This is a genomic window from Micromonospora sp. NBC_00860 (assembly GCF_045207375.1).
Lineage (GTDB): Bacteria > Actinomycetota > Actinomycetes > Mycobacteriales > Micromonosporaceae > Micromonospora > Micromonospora vinacea.
In genome coordinates, this window is record NZ_CP108825.1 from 1,647,082 (window position 1) to 1,665,443 (window position 18,362).

Below are 18,362 nucleotides of genomic sequence, written 5' to 3' on the forward strand. Positions count from 1 at the left end.
GCTACCTGCCGAGAGCTGGGGCGTCACAGTGACGACCTCGCCCCGTCAGACCGGGGCGGCCGGACAGCTCGCGCCGACCGGTGGCGTGGTTCTGGTGATGAGGTACCGCTCCACCTGACGACGGGTGCACTCGGTCCGTGGGTAGCTGGCGTGGCCCGACCCCTCGTAGGTGACGAGGTGGCCCCGGCCGCCGAGCTGGCGCACCACCCGCTGGGCCCCGTCGTACGGGGTGGCCGGGTCGTACCGCCCGTTGAGCACCAGCAGCGGCGCGCTCGTCCGTACCCGCAGCTGATGTTGTGGGTTGGTCGCCGTCCACCCCAGGCAGATCGCGCCGAAGCGGACGGCCAACGGGGAGGCCCGCAGGTGCGGTGCCGCGGCGCGGGACAGTTCGAGATACCGGTTCCAGTCGGCGAACCCGTCGATCGGCAGCGACCAGTCCTGGCAGAACGCCGGTAGCGCGTACTCGGTCAGGTCCGTGTCGCCGTCGACCGGCACCATCGGGGACGCGAGTGAGGCGGGCTCGCCCCGCTCCAGGGCGAGCAGCATGTTTGCGAGATCGGCCCAGGTCGCGTCGAAGAAGTTGACGAATGTCGCGAACCCGAGCTCGAACCAGGTCAGCGTGGTGCCGGTGGCCGCGTCGACAAGCGTGCCGGCATCGGCGCGGCGCACCAGTCGGTCGTAGAGCGCCGGCACATCGCGTCCGTGCAGCGCGCAGCCGGGGCTCCGCTGGCACCAGGTCACGAACTCGTGGAACAGCGCCTCGTTGCTGGCCGCCCCGCTGCGGAAGTATTCCCTGACCCCCTGGCTGTGGTCCATCACGCTGTCCATGACCAGTGCGCGGACGCGGTCAGGAAACAGCTCCGCGTAGGACTGCCCGATCAGTGTGCCGTAGGACCACTGGTAGAAGCTGAGCTGCCGCTCGCCGAGTGCGGCCCGGATGGCGTCCGTGTCACGCGCGACGCTCACACTGTCGAGGTGGTCGAACAGCGGGCCACTGTGGGCGCGGCAGTCGTCGCGCAACTGGCTGTTGTAGGTACGGAGCCGCTCGAACTCCGCAGCGTTGGCGGGCGTCAGGGAGGGGTGCCGGCCCAGCAGCGCCGACGAGCAACGCACCGGTTCGCTGCGGACCGTGCCCCGCGGATCGAAGCCGACGATGTCGAAGCGGCGCAGCACGTCCGGCCCGAGCTGGCTGGCGGCCGTCAGCGCCACGTCCACCCCGGACAGGCCGGGACCGCCGGGGTTGAAGACCAGGACACCGATGCGGGCCGCCGGGTCGGTGGCGGGACGCCGGGCCAGGGCCAGTTGGAAGGTCTCCCCGCCCGGACGGGCCCAGTCGACCGGCAGGCGCAGGGTGCCGCACCGCGTACCCGGATCGTCGGGCTGTTCCGGGCACGCCTGCCAGTCGATTCGACCGTTCCCACCGCTGGCGGTGTTCGCGGCGACCGGCCCGGTGCCGCCGCCCGCCGACGTGGTGGTGCCAGCGAGCGACGGTGGAGCGTTGAGCGAGAGGGCGACCAGGACCGCGACGACGGCCGAGAGGCTACCGAGGAGCCGTCGGCGTCGCCGGGCGCCCCCGCGGGGATGCCGGAAGGTGGTGCTCTTCGTGGTCAACATTCGCCCAGCCTGCCGACGCCCGGTCCACGTCTGATCCATGCCGGTCCGGGGACGGTCGGCGAAAGGCATTCACCGGTACGCCTCAAGCCGCTCGGACAGCGCCGTGGCCTGCGGATGACCGACCCGGTCGAGGATCGCCAACGCCTGTCGCCACAGGTCGACCGAGGTGTCGTGGTCGCCCACCGCCTGGTGGGTGTCGCCGAGGCGGACGAGTGTGTCTGCCCTTCCGCACGGGTCCTGGACGTCGGAATAGAGCGCCAGAGCGCGCCGGTAGCAGTCCGCCGCGGTCGGATGTTTCCCGAGGCCCTGATAGGCGAAGCCGAGGCTGTCCCAGGTGTGGGCCGCGCCGAGCCGGTCCTCGGCCTTCTCGTAGAGCGCGAGCGCCTGCTCGCAGTAGGAGATGGCGCGGTCGTGCTCGTCCAGCCGCGCGTGGCTCCAGCCGAGCGCGTTGAGCGCAGCAGCCTCGCCGAGCCGGTCGTCGATGCTGCTGGCCAACGCCAGCGCCTGCCTGGCATGCGGCAGTGCCGCCCGGGCGTCGCCCTCGATGTCGGAGAGCCAGGCGAGATGCAGGTGTGCGCTGGCCTGCCCCGGGCGGTCGCCGGCCTGGTCGTACCGTGCCATCGCGCGTTGAAGGTGATGGTGGGCCGCACCGAACCGGCGGTACTGGATGTGTGCCAGCGCCAGGTCCCGGTGTGCCAGCGCCTCGGCCCGCGGATCACCGAGGCGCTGCGCGACAGTGATCGCATTGGCCTGTACGGCGGCCAGGTCGTGCCACTGTGACAGCCTGCTGAGCAGGGGAGTGAGGGCCTGGGCGAGGTGCCCGGCGTGGGCGTCGAAACGGTGCGCGACCGCGTCGTCGACGGCAGCCAGCAGCACCCGCTGTTCGATGGTGAACCAGGCCAGCGCGGCCCGGTGGTCGGCAAACTCCGGCGGTGACGTGTCGGCGGGCAGGGGCGGCGGATCGAGCGGCTGCCAACCGGTGTCGACCAGCCTCGCCGCGTCACGGGCGACGCGTAGGTAGTGGTCGAGCACGCGCCTCCGGACGGCCCTGTGGTCGGCCGGGCAGTCGAGCGCGTACGTCAGTTCCTCCCCGTACGCCCGGAGGAGATCGTGACAACGGAACCGGTTGGGGGACTCCTCGGCCAGCAGGTTCGCCCGGGTCAACTCGTCCAGCGCCGGCCGGATCAGGTGCGGCGGCGCCCCGGCGAGGCTGGCTGCCGCCGCCGCGCCGACGTCGGCGGCGGGGTGCAGGCTGATCTGCCGGAACAGTCGGGCCGCGTCCGCGCTGAGCAGTCGGTACGACCAGGACAGCACCGTTCGCACGTCGGTGGCGGCATCGTCGGTGGCCAGGGCGGCGAGCCCGCCCCGAGTCGCCGCCAGATCGTCGGCGATGGCCTGGAGCGAGAACGTGGGCCGGGCGGCGGCTCGCGCGGCCACGATGGCCAGGGCCAGGGGCAACCGCGCGGTACGGCTGATCAGCTCGTCCACAGCTGCCGGCTGGGAGGCGGCTCGCTGCGCACCCAGCCGGCGTACGAGCAGCTGGCGCGCTTCGCCGTCGCCGGGCAGGTCCAGCGCGAGGGGATGGGCGCCCTCGGCGGCGACCAGGCCGGGCAGGGTGTGGCGACTCGTCACGAGCACACCGCAGCCTGTCGACCCCGGAAGCAGCGGTCGCACCTGCTCCGCGTCGCGGGCGTTGTCGAGCAGCACGAGCAGCCGCCGGTCCGCGGTCAGGCTGCGGTACAGGGCGAACTGGGCCGCCGACTCGGCGGGGATCTCCAGAGGCTTCACACCCAGGGCGGGCAGGAGCGATCGGACGACGACGGCCGAGGGTGACGCCGCCTGCGTCGCGGTGCCGAATCCGTCCAGGTCGACGTGGAGCTGCCCGTCGGGGAAGTGGTGCAGGTTGTCGTGCGCCCAGCGCAGCGCCAGCCAACTCTTTCCGACGCCGCCCGTACCGGTGATGACGACGGTGCCGGCCGAGCCGGGGTCGCCGAGCAGCAGCGTGGTGAGCCGGGCCAGCTCCCTGGCCCGGCCAGTGAACAGGGTCGGCGGGGCCGGCAGCTGCCGGGGGACGACCCGCGGGGGGCATCGTTCCGGTGACCGCGCCTCGGATGTCAACAGCTCCCGCTCGGCCCGCAGGACGCGGGTGTGCAGGAGTTGGAGATCGGGACCGGGCTCGACTCCCACCTCGTCGGCGAGGAGTTGGCGTAGCTGCCGGTAGGTGGCCAGCGCGTCGGCGCGTCGGCCCGCCCGCGCCAGGGCCACCATCAGTTGCCCCCAGGGGCGCTCGCGCAGCGGATCGGCGTCGACCTGGCTCCGCAGCGGTTCGATCAGCTCCTGGTGCCGTCCGGCGCGCAGCTGCAGGTCCACCACCTCTTCCACCAGGCTCGACCGCTGCTCCTGGAGCCGCGCTCGGACGGAGAGCAGCACCCCCCAGCCGGGAAGGCCCGCGAACGGCTCCCCACGCCAGAGTGCCAACGCGGCCTCGAACGACTCCTGGGCGGCTGACCAGTGACAGTGCCGCAGCGCGGAATATCCGCGCTGGGCCAGGTCGTCGAAGGCCACACTGTCCATCGTCAGCCCGTCGAGGGCGAGGCGGTAGCCGGTGGGCCCGGCGAGGATGGCGGCGTCGGGGGAGCCCGGGGACCGCAACGCCCGGCGCAACGCCCAGACATAGGTCTTCACGTTGCCGGCTGCCGTCTTCGGTGGGCGCCCCTGCCACAGCTCGTCGACGAGTTGGTCGATGGACCACCCGGTGCCCGGCTGCGACATCAGGACGGCCAGGAGGCGCACCTGCATCGGCGTGCCGAGGGCCAGCCGTTCCCCGTCGGCCGACCGCACCTCGACCGGCCCGAGCAGGTGGTACCGCGCCGCCGGTGGCGCCCCAGCGGGGTCCATCGCCTCATCGTAGGGGCCCGAACCGTCCCGCCTCATCGGCTGGACGGCCGCGGCCCGCGCCCGTCTGCCGAGTGGTGTGCTCCGTCACCCGAGTGGGCATCGTCAGGACGTTGGGGTGTCGCGAGGCGGCTGCTACAGTCGAGATTGTTGCGGCCGCAAATTTATCAGCGGCAACTACTTTGGGAAGGATGCCTCCGATGACCAAGCTCTCCGTCATCTACTACTCGTCCACCGGCACTCTCCACGCCATGGCCAAGCGCCTGGCCGAGGCCGGCGAGAAGGCTGGCGCCGAGGTGCGGCTGCGTCAGGTTCCGGAGCTCGCCCCGGCAGAGGCCATCGCCTCCAACGCCGCCTGGAGCCAGCACTTCGACGCCACGAAGAACGAGCCGAAGGCGACCGCCGACGACGTCGTCTGGGCGGACGCGGTGCTGTTCGGCACGCCCACCCGTTACGGCAACGTCGCCAGCCAGCTCAAGCAGTTCATCGACACCCTCGGCCCGCAGTGGGCGCAGGGGCTGCTCGCCGACAAGGTGTACGCCGGCTTCACCGCGTCGATGACCGCGCACGGCGGCCAGGAGTCGACCCTTCTCGCGCTCTACAACACCGTCCACCACTTCGGCGGCCTGGTCGTCGCCCCGGGTTACACCGACCCGCTGAAGTTCGCCGACGGCAACCCGTACGGCGTCTCGCACGTCACCGGCGGCAGCAACGACGCCCCGCTGGGCGACGCGCAGTTCGCTGCCCTCGACCACATGGCCGAGCGGGTCGTCAAGATTGCCGGGAAGCTCAGCGCCTGAGCGCTGCCGCCGTACCGGACGCCCACGTCGATGCGGGTGCCCAGTTGGGCGAGGGCCGGTCTTCCGCTACGGGAGGCCGGCCCTCGGCGTCCTCACACCGCGATCGCCGCGATGGCGGCAAGCGGCCGATGCTCGTCGGTGCCGGGCCGCTGGACGCGTTCGACCTCCCGGAAACCGGCTCGGGCGAGACGCTCGGAGATCTCGTCGGGCGGCCAGCGGTAGGCGGTCAGGACCTTGTGGTCGAAGGCGCCGACCTCCTCGGCGGCGAAGACGCCCAGGACGAAGCGTCCGGCCGGGACCAGCACCCGCCGGAACTCCCTGAGCACGTCGTCGAGCTCCGGCGGCGGAAGATGGATCAACGAGTACCAGGCCAGGATGCCGTCGATGGAGTCCTCGGCGATGTCGAGGCGTTCCATCGAGCCGAGGTGGAACTCGACGCCCGGGTGGGTCGCCCGCGCATGGGCGATGAACTCGGGGACCAGGTCGATCCCCATCGCGTCGACGCCCAGCTCGCGAAGGTAGCCGGTGAGGTGGCCAGGCCCGCACCCCAGATCGAGCACCCGGCCGGACCGGCTGCCCAGGTGTCGTCTGATGAGGGCGAGGTCGTCGGCGTCCACCTGCTGTTTCGTGCCGAACAGCTCGATGTAGAGCTCCGCGACGGACGTGTAAGCCTGCCGTACCGTGTCCGTTTCCATCGCGGAACTATACGGGTCACCGGACCTTGCTCAGGCGGCCTACCGTGATGGCCATGACACGTCGAGCCACGCTGGCCGGCATTTCTGCGGGCCTGCTCCTGCTGGGTTGCTCGGTCGGCGCACCGACGGAGAACGAACCCCAACCCGAATCCGCCCCGGTGTCGGCCGCCAGCGCCGATGCCACCACGACGGCCGAGGCGATCGGCCTGCTGCGTGGGGGCACGGCGTTCGTCAATCAGACGAGTTATCGCAGCGACGTCGACATCGCCAGTCAGATCACGACGCTGTCGCACACCGACAACGTCCACAAGCGCTTGACCGCCAAGGTTTCGGCGCCGGGTGGGGTCATCGAGGTCCGGATGATCGACGACGAGGTCTACATGAAGATCGGTCTACCCATGCGCGGTGTCGGCGACGGATGGATGGTCCTGGACCCGGCCCGGGTGCCGTCGGACTTCGCCCTGAGCTTCGCGCCGGGCAGGAACGACTTCGGCGGCTCCGGCCGCCTCATCGACGCGATCGTCACCGCCCGGGCGAACGGGTCTCAGATCACCGGGACGATCGACGCGACCCGGATTGGCGCCGGCAACGGGATCAGTTTCCGCCCCGCTCCCGGTGCCGTCTTCCCGGACAGTGCGCGCAGGCACGCGTTCCGGGCATCACTGGACACCGAGGGCCGGCTGGTCAGCTTCCTGATGCCGGAGGCGAGCGGATTGCCGAACGCCTCCCTGCGCTACAGCGATTTCGGTGCGACCGTCACTGTCGCTCGGCCTCCCGGAGCGGTCGCTGCCCCCGACGCCCTCTACCCCCAGCTCGGCCTGGGTGGGGGCGGGTAGCGGCGGCGGGCTTGCCCTCCGGGGCTAATGCGGTTAGCCTTTAGCTAATCGCATTAGCTCACTTGGAGGGCGTCATGACCGAACGTCTCGGCATTGCCGGCAACACCATCGCCTACGAGGTGACCGGGCAGGGTCCGCTGGTCGTCCTGGCGCACGGCATGGGCGACAGCCGGCACTCCTACCGGTTCGTCGCTCCGGCCCTGGCCTCGGCCGGATACCGGGTCGCCAACGTCGACATCCGTGGCTGCGGCGACTCCAGCCTCGGCTGGGACGGCTACAGCCGCACCGACATCGCGGGTGATCTCGTCGCCGTGGTGCGTCACCTCGGCGGTCCGGCCGTGATCATCGGTCAGTCGATCAGCGGCGGTGCCGCGACCATCGCGGCCGCCACCGCACCCGACCTGATCACCGGCGTCATCGAGCTGGCGCCCTTCACCCGCGCACAGTCCTTCGACCTGGGTGGGCTCGTGCGGGTGAAGCGCTTCCGGGCCGGCTTCATCCAACTGGCGCAGGTCCTCCTGCGCGGGAGCCTGGCGAACTGGAAGAAGTACCTCGATGTTGCGTACCCCACCAAGCCCGCCGACTGGCACGGCGAGCTGGCGCGCATCGAGGCCACGATGAGTGAACCCGGCCGGATGAAGGTCCTCCAGGCCATGGCCAAGACCAGCCCGGCCGACGCCGGTCGGCAACTGCCCAACGTTACCTGCCCGGTCCTGGTGATCCAGGGCAGCGCCGACCCCGACTGGGTCGACCCGCGAGCCGAGGGCGAGCGCATCATCGCCGACCTGCCGCGAGGGCTCGGCGAGCTGGCAGTCATCGAGGGCGCGGGCCACTACCCGCACGCCCAGACGCCCGACCAGGTACTCGCCCTCGCCCTGCCCTTCCTCGCCCGAACGCTGCCCAATGCCTAAGGCCCGGCTCACCCCAGCAGCGGTCACCGAGGCCGCAGCCGCGCTGGTCGACGAGGTCGGCTTCGACAACCTCAGCATGGGCCTGCTCGCCGAACGGCTCGGGATCAAGACCCCCTCGCTCTACAAGCACGTCAGCAGTCAGGCCGACGTGGCGCACCGGATCGCCACCCTGGCCATGACCGAGGCCGGCGACACCATCCGCGACGCCATTCAGGGCCGGTCCGGCAGCGATGCCCTCGCCGCCGGCGCGCAGGCCATGCGGACCTACGTGCGGGAACACCCGGGCCGGTACGCGGCCGCCAACGCCACCCGCCCGACCGGCCCCGACGATCCGTTCATCCCGGCCAGCGAGCGGGTGCTCGCCTCCTGGGCGGCCATGCTGAGCGGGTACGGGCTGGAACCCGGCCAGGAGATCCACGCCATGCGGACGCTGCGCAGCGTCCTGCACGGGTTCGCGACCCTGGAGGCGGCCGGTGGGTTCCAGATCGACGCGTCAGTCGACGAGAGCTTCGACTGGTTGATCAAATTCATCGACCAGGGCCTTCGTGTCGGCGCCACCAGCGGCAGCGCCGTCACCCACTGACCCACCCGTACGAGCTGCCTCGCCGCGCGGTGCCTACCCCTGGCAGGGAGTGGTTGGGACAGGCGGGGCTCGCAATACTTCGAGTCATGAACGCGAGAGGACAGCTCGGCGATTTCCTCCAGGCCCGGCGCTCCCAGCTACGGCCGGAGGACACCGGCGTGGCGACGTACGGTGAGCGGCGCCGGGTTCGAGGGCTGCGCCGGGAAGAGCTGGCCCTGCTGGCCGGGGTGAGCGTTTCGTACTACACCCGGTTGGAGCAGGGGCAGGCCGTCAACGCCTCACCCGAGGTGCTCGACGCGCTCGCCCGGGCACTGCGACTCGACGACGCGGAACGCCGCCATCTGAACGAGCTGGCGGCCGGTACCCGCCGCCGGCCCGCCGTCCGTCGCCCGGCCCCGGAGCGGCTGAGCCCGGCGGTACGCCAACTCGTCGCGACACTTGGTGACGTACCGGTGGTGGTGCTCGGTCGCCGCGCCGACGTGCTGGCCTGGAACACCGCCGGTCATGCCCTGTTCGCCGGCCACGTGGACCCGGAGATCCCGGAGCGGCCGAACCAGTACCCGAACATGGCACGGCTGGTGTTCCTGGACGCCCACACCCGCGACCTGTACGTGGACTGGCCCGCCAAGGCCCGCGCGGTGGTGGCGACGCTGCGGATGGCTTCCGGGCAGCACCCGGACGACCCGCTGATGACCGCGCTGGTCGGTGAGCTGACGGTGCGGAGTTCGGAGTTCGCCGCCATGTGGGCCGACCACCGGGTGAAGGCCGGCGGCGACGCCGTCTACGAGATGCGTCACCCGCTGGTCGGCACGATGAACGTGACACAGCAGTCCCTGCGTACCGAGGACGGCCAGACCGTCGTCGTCGCCACCACCGAACCCGGCTCGGCATCTCAGGCTGCGATGACGTTGCTCGTGCACGGCGCCGTTACCCGTGCCGTGGCGTCGCAGCCGCTCGTCAGGCGCGAATAGCGCCGTCCCCATCGGCTCGACACGAGGTGCTCCGCAAGGAGCGCCGGACCCGTCGCGCCCATTTCACGCCCACCAACAACGCACTGAGTAAGGACAGAAATGCGCAAGAGAACGATGACCCTCGCAGTCGCTGTCGCAGCAGCGGGGATCGGCGTCACAACGGTCGTACCGTCGAGCGCCGCACCGGCTGCTACCGCGCTGGCCCTCACCGTCGGGCCGCCCCGGGTGTCGGCCGCACCGGTGCCGTCGCGGATCGCTGTCCACTTCGACCTGGCGAAGGGGCAGTTGCCGGAGAACGTCGCGCTCGGCCCGGACGGCACCGCCTACGTCACCTTCGCGGCCGCCCGGCAGGTCGCCGCGGTCAGCCCGTCCGGCGGGACGCGGATCCTGGCGACGCTGCCGGCCCCGGCCGACGGTGGCGTCAACACCCCGGTGCTCGCGTTCGCGCTGACCACGGGCATCGTCCGGATGGCTGACGGCACGCTCTACTTCCTCTACGCGAGCGGCGATGCCGCCACCACGGGGCTGTACCGGCTACGCCCCGGCCGGTCCCCGCACCGCATCGCGGCCCTGCCAGCCGACGGGCTCCCCAACGGCCTGGCGTTCGACGCGGAGACGAGGAGGTTCTACCTCGCGGACTCCGCGCTCGGCACGATCTCGACGGTCGCTCTGGAGGGCGGTCGCGCCGAGGTCTGGTCCTCGGCACCCGAGCTCGCCGCGGCGGGCTTCCTCGGTGCCAACGGCATCAAGGTCCGCGCCGGCGCGGTCTGGGCGACCAACCTCGACCAGGGCACGCTGCTGCGCATTCCGTTGCGGCACGGCCGACCCGGGCCGGTCCGGGTGGCGGCGACCGGCCTGGTCGGCATCGACGACTTCGCCTTCGCCGGTGCCGGTGACCACCAGGTCATCGCCGCGCTGAACGGACCGAACACGGTGGTGAGCATCGACGCGGCCGGCCGTTCGCGAACGCTGATGAACGCCGTCCACGGGTTGCAGAATCCGACCTCGGTGGCCGTGCGCGGCCGCACCGTCTACGTGCTCAGTGCCGCGTACACCACCGGCATCGACCCCAACCTCGCGCTGGCCACCCTGCCGCTCCGCTGATCCGTCACCCTGTGGAGGAACCCATGCACGAGATCCAGCTCGGTGACGTGAGCGTCACCCGCGTCGAGGAGACGCACGGCCCGATCATGCCGACCGGTGCCTTCTTCCCCACCATCCCAGCTGACGCCTGGCGTACGGACCGCGACCTGCTGACTCCGGACCACCTTGGCGCGGACGACGACATGGTGCACGTCGCCATGCAGAGTTGGCTGCTGCGCAGCGAGGGCCGCACCATTCTTGTGGACACCGGAGTCGGCAACGACAAGAACCGGCCCGCGGTCGAACCCTGGCACCAGCAGCAGGTGAACTACCTGGACCGGCTGGCCGAGGTGGGGATCAAGCCCGAGGATGTCGACCTCGTGATCAACACCCACCTGCACGTCGACCACGTCGGCTGGAACACCCGGCTCGTCGACGGCCAGTGGCTCCCGACGTTCCCGAACGCCACCTACCTGATGCCCGCTGTCGACTTCCAGCACTGGAACCCCGCGAACAATCCCGCCATCGCCGGCAGTGTCAACGAGAACGCGTACGACGACAGCATCGTTCCTGTGCACGCCAACGGGCAGGTCCAGCTGTGGGAGGACACGTACCTGATCGACAGCAACCTGCGGCTGGAGGCCGCGCCCGGGCACACGCCCGGCCATGCCGTGATCAAGTTGGAGTCGGCTGGCGAGCGGGCGTTGTTCGCCGGCGACATCCTGCACACCCCGCTCCAGTTGCGCCAGCACGACCACAGCAGCTGCTTCTGTGAGGACCCGATCCAGGCCGCGATCACCCGACGCCGCCTGCTCGGCTGGGCGGCCGACACCCGGGCGTTGGTGCTGCCGGCGCACTTCAGCGGTCACTCCGCCCTTGAGGTCGAGCGGCAGGGCGAGTCGTACGCCGCCAAGCAGTGGGGCCCGTTCCCTCGATACTGAGCGCGCGGATCGCCCGCCGCCGTCGGATGACGGCGACGGGCGATCCGACGCTCTCGCCCAGGCGGGGGAGGAGTGGGCCGGTCACGGCGCGGCCCGGAAGTACGGCCGCCCGCTCGACGACCGGTCGGGCGTGCGCGGGCGCCGACGGCCGAGGTGGAAGGCCGTAGCCGCGGCCAGCGCGGCCACCACGATCAGTGCGGCGAAGGCCGGGTGCATGTCCTTGGACAGGCTCGGGGCGCGGTCGGGCCCGATGGCCCAGAGGATCAGCGGGATGGCGTAGGCGGTGGCGAGAGCGACCGTCCAGCGGCGTAGCCCGCGGAGGTATGCGTGCCGCAGGCTGACGGTCAGCGCAAGGACGACCGGGACGATGGCCAGCATGGCGAACTGGCCAACCACCAGGACCGGGACCGCCCAGATCGAGATGATGACGGTCCGGTCGGCGCGCCTGGGAGGCGAGGCGGAGGGCATGGTCGTCGCCGTCATCGGGTCGGGTTGGTGGTCGCGGGACGCCACGCCAACCAGCCGCGGCACAGCACGTAGGCAGCCGCGACGACGGCGACGAGCCCGAAGTCGATGATGGCCGACGGTCGTGCCTCGGGGACGTCTCCGATCAGCGCGCCGAACACGACGAGAGCGGCTTTGCCGACGAGCACGATCTCCCAGACGCCGGCCGCTTGACGGGGCCTGGCCGCGAGCAGGGCGAAAAGCGCGGCGAAGATGCCGAAGCTGGAGACTCGCCAGCCTTCGATGAACAGGCGGTCGTCGTTGGCGTTGATGGTCAGCAGTACGCCGTTGACGAACGCGACGCCGGTGGCGAGGGACGCGAGAGCCGCCAGCCCCCGGCCGGCGAGGTCTGCGCGGTGGGTGGGGGCGGTGATGTCGATTCGGGTAGCTGTCGTGGCGGTCATGAGAGGCCCCATCTGTAGGAATCAGCCGTAAACTTACGTTCGTTAACTTACGCCCTCGCCTAACGCCTGTAAAGTCAGGGAGTGACCACACCGAGAACACGGGCCCGCAACAAGCGCGGCGAAGGCGCCCAACTGCGCGACGAGATCGTCGACGCCGCGATGACGCTCCTGGAGGACGGCACGGCGCAGAACGTGACCCTGCGGGGGATCGCCCGGCAGGCCGGCATCTCCGCGCCGTCGATCTATTCGCACTTTCCGGACCTGGACTCGATCCTGCTCGCGGTCGCCCAACGCGCGTTCGGCATCCTGGAGCAGGAGTTGGGCGCGCCGGATCACGCGGATCCGGTCGAGCGCCTGCGCGCGATCTGCGCGGCCTACCTGACCTTCGCCGAACGCCGGCCCCACCAGTACCGGGTGATGTTCGGTGCCGTCTGGGACGCCGGACAGGCCCTTGAACGGGCCCCGGCCATGGCGGACGAGCTCACCGTGCTCGGCATGGGAGCCTTCGAGGTCATCCGGCGTACGCTCGCCGACTGCGTTGCGGCGGGACGATCGACCACCGCGGACCCCTTCGGCGACGCGACGGCACTCTGGGTCGGGCTGCACGGATTCGCCCAGCTCCGGGTGGCGGCGCCACTGTTCCCGTGGCCACCGGAGTTGCGCGACTCCATCATCAACCGATTGGCGCAGCTGCGCTGAGCGAAAGGCTCAGGCGTACGCGAGCAGGAAGTCGACGGTGCCCGTGCCGCCAGGCTGGCCGGCCGGGACGGGCAGGCCGGGCTCGCTGTTCAGGACGTAGAACCCGCCGCCGCCGGTCAGGCGGGGCGTCACCGCCAGCATCTGCGCGGCCATTGTCGCGCCGGTCGGCCGTACCACGCTGTCGAGCAGGAGCCGGAAGAGGTTCCCGTTCAGGTTCGCGACGTGCAGCACCCGGTACGAGCGCGGGGCGGGCTGGCCGGTGCCCGTCAAGCCCCAGACCGGAACGATCTGGTTCCGCCACCGCGACGGGTCGTTGCTGATCGCACTGTCGTGGTTGTTCAGTTGCGTCTGGATTCCCGAGTGGATCCCGGCCAGGTGGATGTGCAGCTGGTCCTGCATCCGGATCGTCGGGTCGGCGGAGTTGACGCCCAGCCCGATGTGCGGGTAGACGACGTGCCCCGGCTGCCCCGGCTGCGCGTTGTCCCACGCCTCCAGCCAGTAGTTCGGCGCGTTGGCGGTGGTGATGAACGGACACTCGATGCCGCTGATCCGGCAACTGGGGACGAGCAGGAAGTCGTGGTTCGAGCCCGACCCTCCATTGAGGATGACGTACGTGGGGGTCGTGCGCAGACACTGGGGGAACGGTGGGCCGGTCTTCGTGCCCTCGCAGACCTGGACCCGGTCCCACAGGTCGTACCTGCCCCCGGTGTCGGTGGGGTAACCACACAGGGCCGAGGGTGTGGGGCAGGCCGCAGCGCCGGGGCCGCCGGGTGTCGATGGGGACGGCTCGGGGGTCGGGCCTCCGTCGGCCAACGCCCGGTCCGCGCCGACCAGACCCAGCAGTCCCGTGGCACTGGCGGTCCCGGAGAGTCTGACGAACTGACGCCGTGGCATTCCGCCCATCGTCACCCTCCATGGTTGCCGTGCCGAGGCGAACATGAACGTGTCGAGATTAGGGTTAAAGCGGGCATTCGGCGCGTCGGCCGGCGAACGAGTCGCCTGATCGTGTCGTCGTCGTGCGAGGATTTCCGGCGTGGTAGAGGCTGCGGCGACGTTGACCGAGATCCGTGTTCGGATCGACGAGCTGGATCGGGAGTTGGTCGGGCTGCTCGCCCGGCGGGAGGCGCTGGTCCGGCAGGCCGCCCCGCTCAAGAGCGACGCCCGGCGGTCCGTGCCCCGGACCGGGTGGCGCAGGTGGCCCGGGTCCGGACGTTGGCCAGCGAGGCCGGTGCCGAGCCGGATCTGATCGAACGGATCTACCGGGGCATGATCCAAGCCTTCATCGACATGGAGACCGACGAGCATCACCGCATCACCGGCGGGTCGGCGCCGAGAACGCGGTGATCGCCCGGGACGTGCGCGGTCAGGTCGCTGCGCGGATCTCACTGTCCGCGCTGGCCACGGAGGGCGGCGCGTAGCCCAGCTCGTACGAGATCTTGTTGGCGGTCTCCAGGAGCAGCGGAAGGTTGCTCTTCAGCTGGTCGAGGCTGGCGATGACCTCGATCGCCGTGATCGAGGCGGCGGCGATGACCTGCCCCCGCGAATCCCTGATCGGCGCGGCCACGCACATCACGTAGGCGTCGTGCTCGCCGTTGTCCACGGCCCAGCCGCAGTCGTGGATGCGGGCAAGTTCGGCTTCCAGGGCGTCGTGGTCGGTGAAGGTGGTGTCGGTGAATCTCTCGAAGACGACGTGGGAGAGAAGGCGGTCGCGTTCCTGCCGGGGAAGGTAGGCCAGGATCGTCTTGCCCACGGCACTCGCGTAGATGGACACCGCGCGTCCCACCCGCGACGGCAGCTTGACGGCGTCGAACGCCGGGCTGTCCACCTTGTCGATATAGATGATCTCATCGCCGGTCAGTTGCGCCAGGTGTACGGTGTGGCCGGTCTCGCGTTGCAGCGCGCGCAGGTGTGCGGCGGCGGGTTGGCGGAGGTCCATCGAGCCGAGCGCTAGTTCGGACAACTCGATCAGGCCGCTGCCGAGCACGTAGGTGCCCGCGCCGGTCCGGCGGACGAAGCGCGCGGACTCCAGTGTCTGCAGGATGCGCAGGGCTGTGGACTTGTGGACGCCGAGCACGTCCGCAGCCTCCGTAAGGGACAGCGGGTGCTCCGCGGATCGACGGATGAGGTCGATCGCGCGGCGAATCGATTGCGCCAAGGCTGTGTCTCCCCTCGCGCGACGGCAACACCGTCGCTGTCATTGCACATTATGCAATATAGATGACGCCATGCGCAATCGCCACTTGACACCGTTGCACATGGCGCTACGATCGTTGCAATTTCATCGGCTTGACGTCATCTCGTAACAGTGGAGTAACGATGGGTAATAAGCGCGCTCATTTCGGCATCGCCAGGGCGACATGTGCCCTCGGCCTGGTCGCCACCCTCCTGACCGGTTGCGGTTCGGACGGCGATTCCGGCGACGGCGTCACCAAACTGACCTTCGCCGCCTCGACCTTCGGCGACCCGGGCCGCGGACCCCTGTTGACGAAGTGGCTCGACGAGTTCAACCAGAGCCAGACCAAGGTCCAGGTCTCCGCCGCCGCGGTGCCGTACCCGACCTTCGGCCAGACCGTGCTCACCCAGATGGGCAGCGGCAAGGGCCCCGACCTGATCCGCTTCGACATGCCCGAATTCGAGGCAGCCTCGGACGCCGGCCTCGTCGCGCCGCTGGACAAGGTGATCGACGCCAGCAAGTACGACCTGCTCAAGCAGCCGGACCAGTTCATGGTCCACGACGGTGTCCGGCACGGCGTCATCTTCGAAGCGTCGAACTACGCGATGTTCTACAACGCGGACCTGATCCCGACGCCGCCGACCACCTACGAGCAGTTCACCTCCACCGCGAAGTCGCTGACCAAGGGTGACGTCTTCGGCCTGGCGTTCCGTCAGACGGAGGCCGAGGAGGCCGGTGTCTGGCAGGACATCTTCAACTACGTCTACGGCTTCGGCGGAGCGTGGTCCGACGGGAAGAACCTGACGATCAACTCGCCCGAGAACCTCAAGGGCCTGCAGGCGTTCAAGGACCTGTACGACGCGAACGTGATCCCGCGCGGCGCGGACGCGGCGACGTTCCGGCGGATGTTCGCCGAGGGCAAGGTCGGGATGGAGCTCAACAACGGCGGCTACGTGACTGCCACCCGCGGCCAGAACGCGAAGTTGAACTTCAACGTCGCGCCGATCCCGTTCCCGGTCCGCAAGCAGGGCGCGATCCTCGCACCAATCGTGATCAACGAGGCGAGCGAGGGCAAGGAGGAGGCCGGCACCTTCATCAAGTGGGCGCTGGAGCCGCAGAACCAGGTCAAGCTGCAGGAGATCCTCGGCGCGAGCAGCGTCGCCACCGCCACGCAGCGCAGCGCGGAGGCGCTCAAGGCGACCGCGTTCCTCCCCGTCTTCGACGGGCTCACCGAGACCAGCCTGCCGCAGATCGTGCTGGGGTTCGAGGCGAAGACGCCGGACATCCGCAAGGTGGTCGTGCAGAACGTGGTCGCGGCACTGCAGGGCAAGGCCGACCTCAAGTCGGCACTGGATCGCGCCCAGCAGCAGGCGACCGAACTGGTCCGCTGACCGCTCGACACGGCGACGCTGCCGGCGCGACGTTCCGTGCGCCGGCAGCGTCCTTCCCCCGAAGGACCGAACCCGATGACTGTGGTCGAGCAGACCGGAGCACCGAAGACAACACCCCCAGGCCGGCCCCGGCGTCGGCCCAGCCCGCTGGGTAGCAAGTGGACGCCCTACCTGTTCCTGGCACCCGCCGCCCTGTTCATCCTCGTCTTCCAGGCGGTACCCCTCGTCCAGGAGGTGTACCTCAGCTTCACCAGGACGAGGCTGCTCAACCCCACCCGCAGCGAGTGGGTCGGGCTCGAGAACTTCAACCGGATCTTCGGCGACCCCGAGTTCCACCGCACCCTGCTGATCACCGTCGTCTACGTGATCACCTGTGTGGTCGTCGCGATCGGCGCCGGACTCGTCGTCGCACTCCTGCTCAACAGGAAGTTTCGAGGCCGGGGCGTGGCACGGGCGCTGGTGACCGTCCCCTGGGCCGCCCCGGGCATCGCGGTCGCGCTCATCGCCACCTGGATGCTCAACGCGCAGTACGGCATCGTGAACCGCTTCCTCGACGCCGTGGGACTCGGCGTCCCCGGCGGCGCCATCCTGGACAGCCCGCGCTACGCGCTCCCGGCCGTGCTCGCCACGACCATCTGGCAGCTGTTCCCGTTCACCTCCGTGGTGCTGCTCTCCGCCCTCCAGTCCGTTCCGCAGGACCTCAACGAGGCCGCGACCGTCGACGGCGCGGGGCGATGGGCCACCTTCCGCGCCGTCACCTGGCAGGTCATCAAGCCGACAGTGGGTCTGCTGGCCCTGCTGATGACGATCTGGTCGCTACGGCGGTTCGAGCTGATCTGGTTGATGACCAAGGGCGGACCGGTCGGTGCCACCGAGACGCTCGTCATCGACCTGTACTCGCAGGCGTTCGACTCGAAGGAACTCGGATCGGCGGCGGCCATCGGAATGGTCGGCGTCGTCATCTCGCTCATCGTCATCATCGGCAGCCGCCTGGTCGCCCGTGCCGTGGAGAAGGGGGACGTCCGATGAGGCGCTTCCGTTTCGGTGTCACCGCACGGATCGTCGCCGTGCTCGTCGTGCTGGGCATCGCGGTGTTCCCGCTGTACTGGATGTTCGTCACGGCGCTGTCCAGCAACAGCGACCTCTTCGCCGATCAGCCCCGGCTCACGCCCGACCTCGGCCAGTTCGGGGTCTTCGTGGACGCGCTCGCCGAGGGCAAGGCGGCCGGCTGGCTGCTCAACAGCCTGATCATCGCCGTCGGCACGATGGTCCTCTCCGTCGGCCTGGGCATCCCGCTCGGTTACGCGCTGTCCCGGTTCTCGTTCTGGGGCAAGGCCGTGCTGACCGTCGTACTGCTGTTCACACAGATGCTTCCCGAGGCACTCATGGTCGTCCCGCTGTTCGCGCTGTTCCGCCGTTTCGAACTGCTCGACTCGCTGACCGGCCTCGTCCTGGTGAACTCCGCCTTCGTCCTGCCGATCGTCGCGCTGATCCTCAAGGGCGCCATCGACGGCATCCCGAAGGAACTGGAGGAAGCCGCACGCGCCGACGGCGCCCGGCCCTTCACCACGCTGACCCGCATCAACGTGCCCCTCATCGCACCGTCGATCGCGGCCACCGCTGTCATCGCCTTCTTCCACGCCTGGAACGAGTACGTGTTCGCGGTGACGTTCATCTTCAACCCCGATCTGCAACCCGCCTCCGTCGGCATCGCGAACTTCATCGGCGAACTGGGTACACCGATCCAGACGGTGATGGCCGTCGCCTTCCTGTTCACGCTGCCCGCCGTCGCCTTCTACCTGTTGGTCCAGAAGTACGTGGTGTCCGGCATGACCGCCGGTGCGGTGAAGGGTTGAGCCGAA

Annotated in this window: 20 protein-coding genes; 13 read left to right on the top strand and 7 right to left on the bottom strand. The window is 70.0% G+C overall.

The annotated features are described in order from the left end of the window. Nucleotides 1-45: 45 nt before the first annotated feature. Both OH804_RS07480 and OH804_RS07485 read right to left on the bottom strand, forming a co-directional pair. A complete protein-coding gene (locus OH804_RS07480; RefSeq protein ID WP_406063789.1) occupies nt 46-1,614 on the bottom strand; it encodes an alpha/beta hydrolase in 1,569 nt (522 codons plus the stop codon). 69 nt (nt 1,615-1,683) lie between these two features. After that, nucleotides 1,684-4,512 (bottom strand): BTAD domain-containing putative transcriptional regulator, encoded by a 2,829-nt coding sequence (locus OH804_RS07485; protein WP_406063791.1) that lies wholly within the window; start codon nt 4,510-4,512, stop codon nt 1,684-1,686. Between the two features lie 188 nt (nt 4,513-4,700). Between OH804_RS07485 and wrbA the strand changes: the two genes are divergently transcribed. Next, complete coding sequence (gene wrbA, locus OH804_RS07490) at nt 4,701-5,309, top strand: NAD(P)H:quinone oxidoreductase (protein WP_091399821.1); 609 nt, start codon at nt 4,701-4,703, stop codon at nt 5,307-5,309. 92 nt (nt 5,310-5,401) lie between these two features. On the opposite strand, the gene OH804_RS07495 is transcribed toward wrbA, so the two are convergent. Next, nucleotides 5,402-6,004, bottom strand: a complete 603-nt coding sequence (locus tag OH804_RS07495; RefSeq protein ID WP_406063793.1) for a class I SAM-dependent DNA methyltransferase — start codon at nt 6,002-6,004, stop codon at nt 5,402-5,404. Between the two features lie 53 nt (nt 6,005-6,057). Between OH804_RS07495 and OH804_RS07500 the strand changes: the two genes are divergently transcribed. From OH804_RS07500 to OH804_RS07525, 6 genes are all read left to right on the top strand, one after another. Further along, the gene (locus OH804_RS07500; RefSeq protein WP_406063795.1) at nt 6,058-6,840 is read left to right on the top strand and encodes a hypothetical protein; all 783 of its coding nucleotides are present in this window, start codon (nt 6,058-6,060) and stop codon (nt 6,838-6,840) included. A gap of 74 nt (nt 6,841-6,914) precedes the next feature. Then, complete coding sequence (locus OH804_RS07505; protein WP_196923810.1) at nt 6,915-7,751, top strand: alpha/beta fold hydrolase; 837 nt, start codon at nt 6,915-6,917, stop codon at nt 7,749-7,751. Beyond that, nucleotides 7,744-8,334, top strand: coding sequence for a WHG domain-containing protein (locus OH804_RS07510; RefSeq protein WP_406063798.1), 591 nt, complete (start codon nt 7,744-7,746; stop codon nt 8,332-8,334). Before OH804_RS07505 ends, OH804_RS07510 begins: the two co-directional genes overlap by 8 nt. A gap of 86 nt (nt 8,335-8,420) precedes the next feature. Then, nucleotides 8,421-9,305 (top strand): helix-turn-helix transcriptional regulator, encoded by an 885-nt coding sequence (locus tag OH804_RS07515; RefSeq protein ID WP_406063800.1) that lies wholly within the window; start codon nt 8,421-8,423, stop codon nt 9,303-9,305. Between the two features lie 99 nt (nt 9,306-9,404). Further along, nucleotides 9,405-10,409: an SMP-30/gluconolactonase/LRE family protein gene (locus OH804_RS07520; RefSeq protein ID WP_406063802.1), complete on the top strand. Its 1,005-nt coding sequence runs from the start codon at nt 9,405-9,407 to the stop codon at nt 10,407-10,409. A 23-nt stretch (nt 10,410-10,432) separates the two neighbouring features. Next, nucleotides 10,433-11,329, top strand: a complete 897-nt coding sequence (locus tag OH804_RS07525) for an MBL fold metallo-hydrolase (RefSeq protein WP_406063804.1) — start codon at nt 10,433-10,435, stop codon at nt 11,327-11,329. 81 nt (nt 11,330-11,410) lie between these two features. Here the strand turns inward: OH804_RS07525 and OH804_RS07530 are convergent, their stop codons facing one another. Beyond that, nucleotides 11,411-11,812 carry a hypothetical protein gene (locus OH804_RS07530; protein WP_406063805.1) on the bottom strand — a complete coding sequence of 134 codons (402 nt, stop codon included), beginning with the start codon at nt 11,810-11,812 and terminating at the stop codon, nt 11,411-11,413. Further along, nucleotides 11,809-12,237, bottom strand: a complete 429-nt coding sequence (locus tag OH804_RS07535) for a hypothetical protein (RefSeq protein ID WP_406063807.1) — start codon at nt 12,235-12,237, stop codon at nt 11,809-11,811. The genes OH804_RS07530 and OH804_RS07535 overlap by 4 nt, the downstream gene beginning before the upstream one ends. An 81-nt stretch (nt 12,238-12,318) precedes the next feature. Between OH804_RS07535 and OH804_RS07540 the strand changes: the two genes are divergently transcribed. Further along, on the top strand, nt 12,319-12,936 hold the full coding sequence (locus OH804_RS07540) for a TetR/AcrR family transcriptional regulator (protein WP_406063809.1): 618 nt from the start codon (nt 12,319-12,321) through the stop codon (nt 12,934-12,936). A gap of 9 nt (nt 12,937-12,945) precedes the next feature. On the opposite strand, the gene OH804_RS07545 is transcribed toward OH804_RS07540, so the two are convergent. Next, nucleotides 12,946-13,830 carry a CDP-diacylglycerol diphosphatase gene (locus tag OH804_RS07545; RefSeq protein ID WP_406063811.1) on the bottom strand — a complete coding sequence of 295 codons (885 nt, stop codon included), beginning with the start codon at nt 13,828-13,830 and terminating at the stop codon, nt 12,946-12,948. Between the two features lie 139 nt (nt 13,831-13,969). Between OH804_RS07545 and OH804_RS07550 the strand changes: the two genes are divergently transcribed. Both OH804_RS07550 and OH804_RS07555 read left to right on the top strand, forming a co-directional pair. Further along, entirely contained in the window at nt 13,970-14,182 is a 213-nt protein-coding gene (locus OH804_RS07550; RefSeq protein WP_406063813.1) for a chorismate mutase, read from the top strand. Next, nucleotides 14,131-14,280, top strand: a complete 150-nt coding sequence (locus OH804_RS07555; protein ID WP_406066793.1) for a hypothetical protein — start codon at nt 14,131-14,133, stop codon at nt 14,278-14,280. Before OH804_RS07550 ends, OH804_RS07555 begins: the two co-directional genes overlap by 52 nt. 19 nt (nt 14,281-14,299) lie before the next feature. Here the strand turns inward: OH804_RS07555 and OH804_RS07560 are convergent, their stop codons facing one another. Next, on the bottom strand, nt 14,300-15,091 hold the full coding sequence (locus OH804_RS07560) for an IclR family transcriptional regulator (protein WP_406063815.1): 792 nt from the start codon (nt 15,089-15,091) through the stop codon (nt 14,300-14,302). Nucleotides 15,092-15,252: 161 nt separating this feature from the next. On the opposite strand from OH804_RS07560, the gene OH804_RS07565 reads away from it, so the two are divergent. From OH804_RS07565 to OH804_RS07575, 3 genes are all read left to right on the top strand, one after another. Beyond that, complete coding sequence (locus OH804_RS07565; RefSeq protein WP_196923803.1) at nt 15,253-16,500, top strand: sugar ABC transporter substrate-binding protein; 1,248 nt, start codon at nt 15,253-15,255, stop codon at nt 16,498-16,500. A gap of 75 nt (nt 16,501-16,575) precedes the next feature. Then, a complete protein-coding gene (locus OH804_RS07570; protein ID WP_196923802.1) occupies nt 16,576-17,529 on the top strand; it encodes a carbohydrate ABC transporter permease in 954 nt (317 codons plus the stop codon). Beyond that, nucleotides 17,526-18,356: a carbohydrate ABC transporter permease gene (locus OH804_RS07575; protein ID WP_196923801.1), complete on the top strand. Its 831-nt coding sequence runs from the start codon at nt 17,526-17,528 to the stop codon at nt 18,354-18,356. Before OH804_RS07570 ends, OH804_RS07575 begins: the two co-directional genes overlap by 4 nt. The last annotated feature ends 6 nt before the right edge of the window (nt 18,357-18,362 follow it).

Coding starts and splice junctions, on each gene's coding strand:
- OH804_RS07570 (WP_196923802.1), top strand. CDS start 16,576: ATGACTGTGGTCGAGCAGACCGGAGCACCGAAGACAACACCCCCAGGC.
- OH804_RS07525 (WP_406063804.1), top strand. CDS start 10,433: ATGCACGAGATCCAGCTCGGTGACGTGAGCGTCACCCGCGTCGAGGAG.
- OH804_RS07530 (WP_406063805.1), bottom strand. CDS start 11,812: ATGACGGCGACGACCATGCCCTCCGCCTCGCCTCCCAGGCGCGCCGAC.
- OH804_RS07495 (WP_406063793.1), bottom strand. CDS start 6,004: ATGGAAACGGACACGGTACGGCAGGCTTACACGTCCGTCGCGGAGCTC.
- OH804_RS07500 (WP_406063795.1), top strand. CDS start 6,058: ATGACACGTCGAGCCACGCTGGCCGGCATTTCTGCGGGCCTGCTCCTG.
- OH804_RS07520 (WP_406063802.1), top strand. CDS start 9,405: ATGCGCAAGAGAACGATGACCCTCGCAGTCGCTGTCGCAGCAGCGGGG.
- OH804_RS07545 (WP_406063811.1), bottom strand. CDS start 13,830: ATGCCACGGCGTCAGTTCGTCAGACTCTCCGGGACCGCCAGTGCCACG.
- OH804_RS07575 (WP_196923801.1), top strand. CDS start 17,526: ATGAGGCGCTTCCGTTTCGGTGTCACCGCACGGATCGTCGCCGTGCTC.
- wrbA (WP_091399821.1), top strand. CDS start 4,701: ATGCCTCCGATGACCAAGCTCTCCGTCATCTACTACTCGTCCACCGGC.
- OH804_RS07515 (WP_406063800.1), top strand. CDS start 8,421: ATGAACGCGAGAGGACAGCTCGGCGATTTCCTCCAGGCCCGGCGCTCC.
- OH804_RS07565 (WP_196923803.1), top strand. CDS start 15,253: ATGGGTAATAAGCGCGCTCATTTCGGCATCGCCAGGGCGACATGTGCC.
- OH804_RS07535 (WP_406063807.1), bottom strand. CDS start 12,237: ATGACCGCCACGACAGCTACCCGAATCGACATCACCGCCCCCACCCAC.
- OH804_RS07485 (WP_406063791.1), bottom strand. CDS start 4,512: ATGGACCCCGCTGGGGCGCCACCGGCGGCGCGGTACCACCTGCTCGGG.
- OH804_RS07480 (WP_406063789.1), bottom strand. CDS start 1,614: ATGTTGACCACGAAGAGCACCACCTTCCGGCATCCCCGCGGGGGCGCC.
- OH804_RS07505 (WP_196923810.1), top strand. CDS start 6,915: ATGACCGAACGTCTCGGCATTGCCGGCAACACCATCGCCTACGAGGTG.
- OH804_RS07510 (WP_406063798.1), top strand. CDS start 7,744: ATGCCTAAGGCCCGGCTCACCCCAGCAGCGGTCACCGAGGCCGCAGCC.